Annotated in this window: 10 protein-coding genes; 6 read left to right on the forward strand and 4 right to left on the reverse strand. The window is 71.7% G+C overall.

The features are described 5' to 3' along the window. Positions 1-10: 10 nt before the first annotated feature. Complete coding sequence (locus tag AC4IJH_RS24735) at positions 11-772, forward strand: maleylpyruvate isomerase family mycothiol-dependent enzyme (protein ID WP_490854034.1); 762 nt, start codon at positions 11-13, stop codon at positions 770-772. 147 nt (positions 773-919) lie between these two features. Next, positions 920-1,291 (forward strand): nuclear transport factor 2 family protein, encoded by a 372-nt coding sequence (locus AC4IJH_RS24740; RefSeq protein WP_490854035.1) that lies wholly within the window; start codon positions 920-922, stop codon positions 1,289-1,291. 128 nt (positions 1,292-1,419) lie between these two features. Here AC4IJH_RS24740 and AC4IJH_RS24745 read toward each other — a convergent pair whose 3' ends face one another. After that, the gene (locus AC4IJH_RS24745; RefSeq protein ID WP_490854036.1) at positions 1,420-2,013 is read right to left on the reverse strand and encodes a TetR/AcrR family transcriptional regulator; all 594 of its coding nucleotides are present in this window, start codon (positions 2,011-2,013) and stop codon (positions 1,420-1,422) included. A 363-nt stretch (positions 2,014-2,376) separates the two neighbouring features. Between AC4IJH_RS24745 and AC4IJH_RS24750 the strand changes: the two genes are divergently transcribed. Continuing rightward, a complete protein-coding gene (locus AC4IJH_RS24750) occupies positions 2,377-3,975 on the forward strand; it encodes an APC family permease (RefSeq protein WP_490854037.1) in 1,599 nt (532 codons plus the stop codon). 62 nt (positions 3,976-4,037) lie between these two features. After that, positions 4,038-5,654 (forward strand): amidohydrolase, encoded by a 1,617-nt coding sequence (locus AC4IJH_RS24755; protein ID WP_490854038.1) that lies wholly within the window; start codon positions 4,038-4,040, stop codon positions 5,652-5,654. Between the two features lie 1,058 nt (positions 5,655-6,712). On the opposite strand, the gene AC4IJH_RS24760 is transcribed toward AC4IJH_RS24755, so the two are convergent. Together AC4IJH_RS24760 and ctaD are read right to left on the reverse strand one after the other, a co-directional pair. Beyond that, positions 6,713-7,165: a hypothetical protein gene (locus tag AC4IJH_RS24760; protein ID WP_490854039.1), complete on the reverse strand. Its 453-nt coding sequence runs from the start codon at positions 7,163-7,165 to the stop codon at positions 6,713-6,715. Positions 7,166-7,257: 92 nt separating this feature from the next. Beyond that, positions 7,258-8,994 (reverse strand): aa3-type cytochrome oxidase subunit I, encoded by a 1,737-nt coding sequence (gene ctaD / locus AC4IJH_RS24765; RefSeq protein WP_490854040.1) that lies wholly within the window; start codon positions 8,992-8,994, stop codon positions 7,258-7,260. A gap of 317 nt (positions 8,995-9,311) precedes the next feature. Here ctaD and AC4IJH_RS24770 point away from each other — a divergent pair, with 317 nt between their 5' ends. Both AC4IJH_RS24770 and AC4IJH_RS24775 read left to right on the forward strand, forming a co-directional pair. Further along, entirely contained in the window at positions 9,312-10,955 is a 1,644-nt protein-coding gene (locus AC4IJH_RS24770) for a sensor histidine kinase (RefSeq protein WP_490854080.1), read from the forward strand. A 217-nt stretch (positions 10,956-11,172) separates the two neighbouring features. Then, positions 11,173-11,643, forward strand: a complete 471-nt coding sequence (locus tag AC4IJH_RS24775; protein ID WP_490854041.1) for a pyridoxamine 5'-phosphate oxidase family protein — start codon at positions 11,173-11,175, stop codon at positions 11,641-11,643. Here AC4IJH_RS24775 and AC4IJH_RS24780 read toward each other — a convergent pair. Continuing rightward, positions 11,640-12,356: a response regulator gene (locus AC4IJH_RS24780; protein WP_490854042.1), complete on the reverse strand. Its 717-nt coding sequence runs from the start codon at positions 12,354-12,356 to the stop codon at positions 11,640-11,642. The genes AC4IJH_RS24775 and AC4IJH_RS24780 overlap by 4 nt on opposite strands. Between the last annotated feature and the right edge of the window lie 442 nt (positions 12,357-12,798).

The following is a 12,798-nucleotide window of genomic DNA, read 5'->3' on the forward strand; positions in this document are numbered from 1 at the left end:
AGTTGTCGTGATGACGTCGACGCTGGAGACCGCACGGCTCGTGGAGGGTCTGCGGGAGCAGACCGCAGGGTTCGCCCGTGCGGTCACCGGAAGGGCTGCGGACACCCGGGTGCCGACCTGCCCGGAGTGGCCGTTGCTCACCCTCGTCGGGCACGTCGGCCAGGAGCACCGGTGGGCGGCCGAACTCGTGCGCAAGGGCGAGCAGTTGCCCGTACCAGATCCTCGGCAGGCCGACCCCGGCACCCCGGGTGAGTGGGCCCGGTGGCTGCACGAAGGCGTGGAGGAGCTGATCCGCGCGGTCCAGGAGAGGGGTGCGGACACCGAGGTGCACACGTTCTTCGGGCCGCTGCCGGTGGCCTTCTGGCTGCGCAGGATGCTGGGCGAGACCTGCGTCCACCACTACGACGCGGCGTGTGCGGCGGACACGACCTTCGAGATCGCCGACGACCTCGCGGCCGACGCGATCAGCGAGTTCATGGACCTGGTGTCCGCACCGGCCTTCCGGACGGCCAGGCCGGCGGTCGCCGAACTGCGCGGCCGGGGCGAGCGGATCGGTCTCCGGCCGAGGCGAATGGAGGGTTGGGTGATCACCAGGGCACCCGCGGGGCCGCGGTGGGAACGCGGGCCGGTCGAGGCCGACGTGACGGTGGCGGGGACCGCGGCGGACCTCATGCTGATGCTCTCCCGCCGCGTACCGCCGCAGGACGACCGGGTGACGGTGATTGGCGACCGCGCGCTGTTGGACCACTGGCTGGCTCACACAGCCCTGTAGATGATCGAGTCCGACGGTTTCCGACGGTTCTCGTGGGCTTACTCGGTCGGGGATCGTTCAACCGTGGCGTCGTCGGAAGCCGGGCCGTCCTCGGAAAGCGGCTCGCGGGACGAGCGCGTCGCGCGAAGCGACTGGTATGACTGGTGCATGCAGGAAGAGACCGCGCGGTCCGCGATCGACACGTTCATCTCCGCGTTCAACGCCTCGGACGACAGCTCTGTGACAGCACTGCTCTCCCAGGCCCTGACCTCGGACGTGGTCTTCTGGGGGCCGTTGGGCCGCAGCGAGGGAATCGAGGCGGTCGAGCGGTTCGTGCTGGACATCCGGCGCCACCCGGCGGGGACCGGCACGATGGTGCGCTGTTCGGCGGTGGACATGCCCGACGAGTGGGCCCGGTACCAGTGGGTCTTCACCACGCCGGACGGAGGCCCCCGCCTGGCGGGAACGGACGTCGTCCATCTGCGGCGCAGTCTCATCGATCAAGTCATCGTCTTCGCGGGGGAGATCGAGCCGTCCTGAGCCGCCCTGCCGTCCCGTGCTCGGCCACGAGTGGACCGGTGAGGCGCTGCAATCATGGCATCGGGTGCGGGTACGCGTACCCGCCATCTCCCTTACTCCAGGCGCCTGTTGCCCGTGACTCGCCCCGTTCAGCACCCGTCCGGGGCGAGGTCACGGGCGATGCCGTCGAGGAGCATCGTCAGACCGTGCTCGAAGTCGGGTGGCCCGAGCCGGAGATCGGGGTGGGAGCCCAGTGCTGCGGCCAGGGCGGGATGGCGGGCGAGTTCGCCGGGGTCGGCGGCGAAACCGGCACTGGCGGCGGTGAGGGAGGCGCCCATGGCGTAGGACTCGACGAGGAGCAGGGCCCGGGTGGCTGCCGCGGTGGCCCAGCCTTGGCGCTGCAGGAGGCCGAGGAGCGCGTCGAGTCCGGCGAGCGAGGCCTGGCTGCGCAGGGGGCGGCGCATGACCAGAGCCAGTGCGTGCGGGTGGCGGCGAAAGGTGGCGCAGTAACGACGGGCCAGCGCGGACAGTGCGGCCCGCCAGCTCATCGCCTGCTCGTCGTCGCGGTCGAGGCCGGGGTTGATCTCGTGGACGACCGCGTCGACGACGGCGTCCAACAGGTCGTCCAGGTCGCGGAAGTGCTTGTACAGCGAGGGGCTGGCGACCCCGAGGTGCTGGGCGAGGCGGCGCATGGAGAGTGCTCCCGGGCCCTCGTCGTCGAGGATGCGCAGTGCTGTGGTCACCGCCGTCGAGCGAGAGATCCGGGGCGGGCGGGGCACTGTTGCTCCTGGCGGACGGGGGCTGGGGGCGAGGCGATTGTACGGGGGGACCTGCGGCCGTACAGGCCCCTCCTCATCTACGGATTTCGTTGCTGCCGGAGGCTGAACGTGTGGGTTGCGTCGTTGGAGATTGAATCGGCAACGTAGATCCGCTCTTTCCTCTTCCCTTCACGACGGTCGAGGGGTACGTTCCAGCAAAGCTAATCAGGTTAGCTAATGACGTTGGCCGACCGTTGCGCCGCTCCGTCGCCGTGGCGCCACTCCCCCGCCGCCGCTCTGCCGCACGAGGCGTCCGCGCCGTGTGCCGTACCGAAATCCGGAGGACTCGTGGGCACCGAACTCACCCCCACCGCCGCCGACACCGGCGGACTGCGCGCGGGCGCCATCGGACTCGGCGGCGCGCTCGGCATCACCCTCGCCAACATGGCACCCGTCAACGGGGCGTTCCTCACCGCGCCCGCCGTCGTCGCCGCCATGGGCACCCAGGCCCCGTGGGCCTTCCTGCTCGCCACGCTCGGGCTGCTGGCGGGCGCGCTGACGGTCGCCGAATTCGCCCGGCGCATCGTCTCCTCGGGCTCGTTCGTCGCCTACGCCTACCACGCGTTCGGCACCCTCTCCCCCAAGCTCGGCGTCCGGCTGTCCAGTTGGGTCTTTTACGCCTCGCTGCTGTCAGGGCCGTTGACCATCGGCGCCGTCACCGTCTTCGCCGGGCACTGGGTAGCGGCCTCGCTCGGGCTGGGCGGCGTGTGGTGGCTGGTGCTCTCGCTCGCCGTGCTGGCGTTCTCCGCCGCGGTCGTGCTGCGCGGCATCGTCGCCTCCAGCTTTGTCTCCTCGGTGCTGGCCGGGGTGCAGATCGCGGTCCTGGTGGGTTTCGCCGTCCTGCTGCTGGCCCGTTCCGGGGCCGCCGTCGCCGCTCCCTTCTCCGCCGACGGCGGCGTACCGGGCGGACTGTCCGGGCTCAGCGGGCTGACGTTCCCGCTCGCGGTCGCCGGCATGATCGGCTGGGACAACTCGGCGAGCATGGCCGCCGAACTGCGGCGCCCGCGCCGTACGGTGCCGATCGCCGTGGTCGCCTCCGTCCTGGTCGTCGGACTGACGTACACCCTGGCCACCTGGGCCGGGCTGGCCGGATACGCCGCCTGGCAGGGCGCGGGGCCGGGCGCCGACCGCTTCGGGTCCGCTGCCAACGCGGCGCCGTTCCTCGAACTCGCCCGCCACTACCTGCCGCAGGCCCACGCGCTGCTCGCCGCGATCGGCGCCATCAGCTCGGTCGCCTGCCTCGTAGCAGCGCTCACGGCCATGTCCCGGATCTCGTTCACCGCGGCACGGGCCGGCATGCTCCCGGCCGTCCTGGGGCGGGCCTCACAGCGCCGCAGTGTCCCGGTCGGCGCCACGCTGCTGTGGGTGGGCATGATCGGCGCCTGCATCCTCGTACCGCCGCTGGTGAGCGATGCGGCACCGTCGGCCATCTCCGCCTGGGAAGCGGGCATGGGTACGGTGCCGTTGCTGCTCAGTGTGCTGGTCACCCTCGTCGGACTGCCGCTCTACCTGTGGCAGACGGACCGGGCCGGGCTCCGGCCGGTGCGCCACCTGTGCGTACCGCTGGTGGGCATCGCGGTCATCGGCTGGGGTGTCTACGGCAACGTACGGCCCAACCAGCCGTCACCCGGCGACACCTACTGGATGTTCACGGCCATCGTCCTCGTGCTCGCCACCGCCGGGGCCCTGTACTTCTCCCGCCACCCCGGGCGTGACCTCTCCGCACTGGGACTGGGGCCGCAAGCCGACCGCGTCCCCGCCGCAGCCGCCCCGGACCTGACACAACGGCCCGCCCCCACGGCCCCGCTGAAACGGCCGGCCGACATGCCCGCACCCCGGCGAGCCGCCGACTCCGCCGCCGAGCCGCCCTCCCCGCCGTCCCCCTGACCGCACGGAGTCCGCCGTATCCCGCACCACGGCGCCACATCCGCACGACCGCAAGGAGCAACGTGTCCCGCACCAGTGCCGACCTCGCCGTTCTCGGCGCCACCGTCCACACCTTCGACCCCGCACGCCCTGCGGCCACCGCGCTCGCCGTCCGCGACGGCGTCCTGTTGGCCGTCGGCGACGACGCGGCGGTCCGGCAGGCGTGCGATGCCCGTACGGAGGTGGTCGACGGGACGGGGATGACCCTCACCCCGGGACTCACCGACGGACACCTGCACCCCGTGCACGGCACTCTCATGGCCCAAGGGCTCGACCTGTCCCCATGCCGCGACATCGGCGCCCTGCGCGACACGCTCGCCCAGGCGCGGCGCGCCGCCGAGCCCGGCGCGTGGATCCGCGGCTTCGGGCTCGATCCGAACATCCTGGGCGGCAGCCGCCCGCACCGCGACCTCATCGACGACGTCCTGGACGGTACGCCCGCCCTGCTCACCCTCTTCGACGGGCATGCCGCGCTCGCCTCCGGCCGTGCGCTGGAACTGGCCGGTGTCACCGGCCCGGTGGCCCTGGCCGGCAACGCGCAGATCGTCTGCGACGCCGACGGCGTCCCCACCGGCGAACTGCTGGAATCCCCCGCCACGGAGCGTGTCGAGCGCGCCGCCCCCGCCCCCACGGCGGAGGAGACCTCTGCCGAACTGGCCGCGCTGACGGCCCGGATGAACGCCTGCGGTCTCACCGGGGGCCACGCCATGGACCTCGCCGACGGCAGCCTGCCCGCGCTGCGCCTGCTGGAGGAGCGCGACGCGCTGACCCTCCGGCTGCGCTGCGCGCCCTGGGCGCAGCCCGGCGTCGACGGCGAACAGCTGCGCCGCATCATCGCACTGCAGGGCACCGGAGGCCGGCTCTGGCAGGTCGCGGGCGTGAAGCTGTTCATGGACGGCACCGTCGACAACGGCACCGCCTGGCTGCACCACGCCGACTGCCACGGCGAGTCGACGAAGCCGTTCTGGCTGCCTCCGGAGCAGTACGCCACCGTCGTCGACACCCTCGCCCGCGCCGGCGTACCCACCGCCACCCACGCCATCGGTGACGCCGCCGTCGACTACGCGCTCACCTGCCTCAGCCCGCACACCTCCCCCACCAGCCGCGCGCCCCGGCACCGTATCGAGCACATCGAGACCGCGTCGGACGCACTGATCGCCCGCTTCGCCGCCTCCGGCGTCGTCGCCTCGATGCAGCCGAGCCATGTGCAGTACACCCGCGCCGACCACAGCGACAACTGGTCCACCCGCCTGGGCACCGAACGCGCGCTGCGGGCCTGGCGCTGCGCCGATCTGCTCCACGCCGGTGCACCGCTGGTGCTCGGGTCGGACTGGCCCATCGCGCACTTCGACCCTCGCGAGGTACTGGCCGCGGCCCAACTGCGCCGGCTGCCCCGCCATGCCGACCGCGCACCGGTCACCCCGGCCCAGGCACTGACCGCTCGCGAGGCCCTGGAGGCGATGACCGTCACCCCCGCACTCGTCGCGGGCGAACAGGACCGCGCGGGCCGCATCCGCGTCGGCTTCCGCGCCGACCTCACCGCTTTCGCCGCCGACCCGCTGTCCGTCCCACCGCTCGAACTGGCCGAGACACCGATCCGGCTGACCGTGGTGGACGGACAGGTGGTGCACCGGGGCTGACCCCGGCTGCGGGACGATCGGCTTGTCATGCCTGCCCGGCAGCGGCCGCCGCTCATCGCGCTCGGCCGCCCGTACGCCGCCGTCGGCCGCTCAGCCGCCTCCGCTGGACCGGCCTGATGCCAACGCAGCGCCTTCATGGCCAGCGCGCCGCCCGAGGCACCGATTGCCGGCCCGCCAGACCGATGACCGCTCCCAAGGGGTCGCCCTTTCCGACGTGACCTGCCATAGGCGTCATGCCAGCCGATCGCTGCGGCAGCAGCACCGCATCCCAGCACGCTCATCGCGCCGTACGTGCCTACCAGCCGGAGTCGCCCGTCCATGACTGCACACCACCTATGAAGCGAGCAGGGAGGCAGCTCTCCTTGAGCGCGCTCATCAATCAAGGAGGAGGGGCCTCATGCCACGGATCGCGGGGGGGGGGCGCTGGTGCGATAGCCCTCCCGCAGGGGGCCGCCGACGCGCTCCAGCACCTCGCGGGCCACGGCGTCGAGCCGCGTGGGCACCTGCACGGAGTCGGCCAGTCGCCAGGCCAAGTCCGCGCCGTGGTCCCGCGGTTCGCGCAGCAGCCATGTGCCGGTGCCCTGCCAGTGTCGTGCGGCCAGCAGGGCCAGTCGCGCGGTCCTGGTCAGGACCTGGTGCGCGATGAAGACGGTCTCGGCAGCGTTGTCGGAAGCCGGAGAGATCGTCGAGCAGGTCGGTGAGTTCGTAACGGTGCGCGTCGAGTTCGGCGGGGGTCGCGGCAGTGGGGCCCGCGGCCAGACGCTGACGCATGTGGGCCTGCAGCCGGGCCCCCAGCCCGTCCCGGTCGCTCACAACCGCCCCCTCAGCGATCAGCCGGGGATGCCGGGCCAGCGGCGTGCCGGATTCTCGGCACAGTACGCGGCCAGGGTCTGCGCATCGTGGACCAGTACTTCCACCGGCCGCCCCTGCCAGCGCAGCGAGCACCGACATGGCGAGTCCCGGGGCGGGGTCACCACCACCATGTCCAGATCCGACGTGGGTGTGCGTCGGCCGGTCAGTGCGCTGCCGCCCGGGGGCGCGTGGCTCGCGCGCTCGGGCTACTGGGCCATGCCGACGGCCAGCACCAGGGCAGCCGATGCGCTCGCCAGGAGTACGCCTGCCAACAGGCAGGCGAGCAGGGCCCGTTGGAGCCGTGGGCGCGCTCCCGCCGGTGGTGTCACCGGCTCGTGCAGCAGCGCCGCCCAGCGCTGGCGCGCTTCCTCTTCCTCGCGTGCGCGTTGCCTGCGGGCGCCGAGGCGCAAGCCCATGCCCGTGCTCGCGCCCGTCGCCGCGACGGTGGCGGCCAGGTGCCAGGGAAGGGGCAGGAGCAGCGCTGCGGCGGCCAGTGCGGCGGTGCTCCACGCGGTCAGGCAGGCCACGGCCGCCAGGCGGTGGGAGCGGGGGCGGTCGGCCCCGGCTCGTACGTCTGCGAGCGCCGGCAGGTACCAGACGCAGCCGGATGCGCAGACGATGGCGATCCCCAGGGCGAGTACGGGTTGGGACGGGGACATGGGTGCTTTCCCTCTCTGATGCCTTCTGATGCCTTCTGATGCCTTGGGGTGCGTGCAGGTGCCGTACGGGCGCCGGGGAGCGCCGGTCGGGTTCAGCGGCGCGGCGGCTGCGGTGCCTTCAGCGCGGCGGTCCGCGGTGCGGGCAGTTCCACTGCGGCGATCTCCGGGTGGTGCAGGTCGAAGGCCGGGGATTCGGAGCGGATGCGGGGCAGAGAGGCGAAGTTGTGCCGTGGGGGCGGGCAGGAGGTGGCCCATTCCAGGGAACGGCCGTAGCCCCAGGGGTCGTCGGCCGTCACCTTCTGGCCGTACTTGGCGGTCTTCCAGATGTTGTAGAAGAACGGCAGGAGGGAGAGCCCCAGCAGGAACGAGCCGATGGTGGAGAGGGTGTTGAGGGCGGTGAATCCGTCGGCGGAGAGGTAGTCGGCGTAGCGGCGGGGCATGCCTTCGGCGCCCAGCCAGTGCTGGACGAGGAAGGTGAGGTGGAAGCCTGCCGTGAGCGTCCAGAAGGTGATTTTCCCCAGGCGTTCGTCGAGCATTTTGCCGGTGAACTTGGGCCACCAGAAGTGGAATCCGGCGAACATCGCGTACACGACGGTGCCGAAGACCGTGTAGTGGAAGTGCGCGACGACGAAGTAGGAGTCGGAGAGGTGGAAGTCCATCGGCGGTGAGGCGAGGATGACGCCGGTCAGTCCGCCGAAGACGAAGGTGATCAGGAAGCCGACCGTCCAGAGCATGGGGGTTTCGAACGAGAGGCTGCCCCGCCACATCGTGCCGATCCAGTTGAAGAATTTCACTCCGGTCGGGACGGCTATCAGGAAGGTCATGAAGGAGAAGAAGGGGAGCAGCACGCCGCCGGTGACGTACATGTGGTGGGCCCACACCGTCACCGAGAGCCCGGCGATCGAGATGGTCGCCGCGATCAGGCCCGTGTACCCGAACATCGGCTTGCGGGCGAAGACGGGGATGACCTCGCTGACGATGCCGAAGAACGGCAGGGCCAGGATGTAGACCTCGGGGTGGCCGAAGAACCAGAACAGGTGCTGCCACAGCAGCGCGCCGCCATTGGCCGCGTCGAAGATGTGCGAGCCGAATTTGCGGTCGCATTCGAGCGCGAAGAGGGCGGCGGCCAGCACCGGGAAGACCATCAGGACCAGCAGTGAGGTCAGCAGTACGTTCCAGGTGAAGATCGGCATGCGGAACATCGTCAGGCCCGGCGCGCGCATCCCGATGATGGTGGTGATGAAGTTGACCGCGCCGGCGATGGAGCCGAAGCCGGACAGCGCCACGCCCATGATCCACATGTCGGCGCCGACGCCGGGCGAGTGCACGGCGTCGGACAGCGGCGCGTACAGGAACCAGCCGAAGTCGGCGGCGCCGCCCGGGGTGAGGAAGCCCGCGGCCGCGATGAGCGAGCCGAAGAGGAACAGCCAGTAGGCGAGCATGTTCAGGCGGGGGAAGGCCACGTCCGGGGCGCCGATCTGCAGCGGCATGATCCAGTTGGCGAAGCCGGTGAACAGCGGCATGGCGAACATCAGCAGCATGATCGAGCCGTGCATGGTGAACGCCTGGTTGAACTGCTCGTTCGACATGATCTGCAGGCCGGGACGGGCCAGTTCGGCGCGCATGAGCAGGGCCATCAGCCCGCCGATGATGAAGAAGACGAACGCGGTGACGAGGTAGAGCGTGCCGATCTTCTTGTGGTCGGTGGTCGTCAGCCACTCCACCGCACGGTGTCGGTGGGCCCGCCGGGCGGTCACCGCCCGCTCCGCTGCGGGCGCCTGATGGTTCGTTGTGTACCGCGGATGCGGGTCTGTGTTCGTGACGTCCACCGGGACGCGTCCTCCGCCTTGTGCCTGAGCCGATTGGTTACGAGGGCCGGGAAGGGACTTCGGTGAGGAGACAGGGAGACCGCCCCTTCCCGGCCGCCTAATGATCAGCGGCGCGGCAGGGGCGCCCATAGGGCCGAACAGGCTCCGGCCAGGGCCGAAGGTCCCTATCAGGGCCGGGACGGATGGGGCAGCCTCGTCCCGTACGCTGCTGGACGAAGATCATCGCCTCAGGAGTACGTATGTCGCAGACCGCACCGGACACCGCAGCACAGATGGCGTCGCCCGGGCACTGGCCCCAGCTGAGCGAGCCGGACCGGATGCGCAGCCTGCTGGACGCGGTGATGAGCCTGGGGCGCGGGCTCGAACTGCCCCAGGTACTGCGCGGCATCGTGGAGGCGGCGGTCACCCTCACCGACGCGGAGTACGGCGCCCTCGGCGTGGTCGGTGACGGGCAGCGGCTGTCGCAGTTCCTGCCCGTGGGCATGGCCGACGAACTGGCCGCGAAGATCGGCCGGACGCCCTGCGGGCGCGGCATCCTCGGCGAACTCATCACCAACCCCGTACCGCTGCGGCTGACCGACCTGACCCAGCACCCGCACAGCTACGGCTTTCCCCCGCACCATCCCCCGATGCGCACGTTCCTGGGGGTGCCGGTGCGCGTACGGGACGAGGTCTTCGGCAATCTCTACCTGACCGAGAAGCGCGGCGGCCGGGGCTTCGACGCGGACGACGAGGCGGTCCTGACCACCTTGTCCATCGCGGCCGGGGTGGCGATCGACAACGCCCGTATGTACCACGAGAGCCGGCGCCGTGAGCGGTGGCTGGAGGCGCTGGGCGAGATCACCCGCAGTCTGCTGTCGGGCGCAGACGCCGGGCAGGCGCTGCGTCTGATCGCCGAACGGGCCATGCAGGTCGCCGGGGCCGACGCCGCGGCGGTACTGCTGCCCGCGGCGAACTCCGCGCACCACGTGGAGCCGGACGTGCCGACGGCGGACGTCTTGAGGGTGGAGGTGGCCAGCGGCCATCGGGCCGATCTCTTCGAGGAGTTGAGCGTCCCCGCCGGGCAATCCCTGGCCGGACTCGCGGCACGTACCGGACGGCCCGCGGCCGCCGCGGATGTGCGAGCCGACGCGCGGGCGCACCCGTTCGGTGAGGCGGACGCACAGTGCGGCCCCGCGGTCGCCGTCCCTCTGCAGATCGACACCGGCACCTCCGGCGCACTGCGGCTGGCCCGCTTCGCCGGCCGGCCCGCCTTCGACGAAGGCGAGATAGCACTGATCTCCGGCTTCGCCGATCAGGCCGCCATCGCCCTCGAACTGGCCCGGCGCCGCGCCGAGTCGGAGGAGCTTACCGTCCTGCACGACCGCGACCGCATCGCCCGCGACCTGCACGACCTGGCGATCCAGCGGCTCTTCGCCACCGGCATCACGCTGCAGAGCACCGCCCGCCACCTCGCCGACCGGCCCGAGGCGGCCGAGCGCGTCGGCCGGGCGGTGGGTGACTTGGACACGACCATCCACATCATCCGGTCCACCATCTTCGACCTGCGCGCCGCCGGCGACAGCCAGGACAGTACGAGCCTGCGGCGCCGTATCGCCGAGAGCGCCCAGGCAGCTGCCCGCACCCTCGGTTTCACCCCCACGCTGCGCATCGACGGCCCGGTGGACACCAACGTCCCGCGCGGCCTGGCCGACCACGTCCTGGCCGTGGCAGCCGAGGCCCTGAGCAACGCCGCCCGGCACGCCCGCGCCCGGCATCTCGGCATCACCCTGACCGTGGACGATGCCGAACTGACGCTGACGGTCACGGACGACGGCGTGGGCGTGGGCAGCGCCCCGCACACCGGCGGACTGACCAATATGCGCACCCGGGCCGAACTGCACGGCGGCACCGTCGCCGTGACGGCCCCCGAAGGCGGCGGGACCCGCATCGTGTGGCGCGTTCCGCTGCCCGAGGACTGATCATCGAGGGCGGGGCGCTTGCGGGGAGGCACGGTACGTCCGCGGTACCAAGGACGTACGTGCGGCGCCGCGGCCCGGGCGTGCTGCGCAAGCCCTACCCGTCCGCCCCGCCCTGCGGCGCCCGGTTGCGTACGTCCCCTACGAGGACCGCCCTCCGCCTTGTGACCTAGTTCCACCGCCGGATGTGACCGAGCGCCTGACGCCATAGCCTCCCCACGTGACAACAGTTGACTCTCACCACAGCGGCCCCCGCAGCCCCGAGCAGCGCAAGCGCGAGGCGCTGGAACGGCTCGCGCGCGACCACGACGTATGGGTCGCCACGGCTGACGCCACCGGCGAGCCGTGCCTCGTACCACTTGCCTTCTGGTGGGACGGCGAGGCGGTGTGGCTGGCCACCCGCGACACCAACCCGACCGGACGCAACCTGTGCGCCTCGGGCCGGGTCCGGCTCTCCTTCGGCCATACCCGGGACGTGGTCCTGGCCCACGGCACCGCACGCATGCTGACCCGCGAGGAACTCCCGCCCGAGGTCGGCGACGCCTTCGCCGCCAAGGACGGCTGGGACCCTCGCAAGGACCACCCGTCGTACGTCTTCTTCCAGGTCACCCCGCAGGTGCTCCAGGCGTGGGGAACGGTGCCCGAGATGCCGGGACGGACCCTTATGCGCGACGGGAAGTGGCTGGTCTAGGGCCTGTCGTAGCCTCGCCGTTCCTGCTGCTCGCGTCGGTCGCGGATGCGGCCGGCGATGACGGCCGCCTGAACGCGGCGGCCGACGCCGAGTTTGGCCAGCAGCGAGGAGATCCGGTTCTTGACCGTCTTCTCGGCCAGGAACAGCCGGTCGGCGATCTGACGGTTGGTCAGCCCCTCCCCGATCAGCTCCAGGATCTCCCGTTCCCTGGGCGACAGCCGCTCCAGCTCGGGGGACTCCTGGGTCTGCTGCGGGCTGCGCAGGCGTTCCATGACCCGGGAGGCCGTGCGCGGGTCGAGCATCGACCGGCCGGTGGCCACCGTACGGACCGCCGTCACCAGCTCGGGGCCGTTGATCTGCTTGAGGACATAGCCGGCCGCCCCGGCCATGATGGCGTCGAACAGCGCCTCGTCGTCGTCGAAGGACGTCAGCATCAGACAGGCCAGCTCCGGCATCCGGGCCCGCAGGTCCCGGCACACCTCGATACCACCGTGGTCACCGCTCCGGTCGTCCCCGAGCCGGACGTCCAGCACCGCGACCTGTGGCCGGGCCGCCGGCACCCGCGCCAGCGCCTGCTCGGCGCTGCCGGCCTCGCCGACCACCTCGATGTCCTCCTCGGCCTCCAGGAGGTCCCGCACCCCTCGGCGCACCACCTCGTGGTCGTCGAGGATGAAGACGCGCAGCGGCGCGGCGGGTTCGGTGGGCTGATTCATACAGTGCTCGCTTGTCGGCAGGGATGGTCTGACGGCCGGTCAGCTGACGGGCCCTCCAGTATGTCCACCGGACCGCGCGCGGCCGGGCACGGGTCGCCCCAGCGGGCACACCGGCCGAGCAGCCGAACTGCCGGTCGGCCCGGGGGCCGTGTCCGGTGTCGGTACGGCCCGGGAATGCCCGCCTGCCGTCCCGGCCGGTCAGGCTCCCCAGGCGGAACGTACCGGGCCCTCCGGACAGCACACACCCGATCACCACACCGCGCCCAGGGCCGAACGGCCCTAGTTGAGTAGGGCCGTTCGGGCAGGTCAGCGCGGTGCCATACTGACGCCCCCGATCAGCCGGGCAGACGGGCCGGGGCCGACGCCGCGAGGGCCGGACCGTCCGCTGCCCGCGCTGTCCCGCTCGTTGACAGGAGTCCTGTTCCCTTGTTCATGCAACATT

The organism is Streptomyces sp. UF-297, assembly GCF_058245575.1.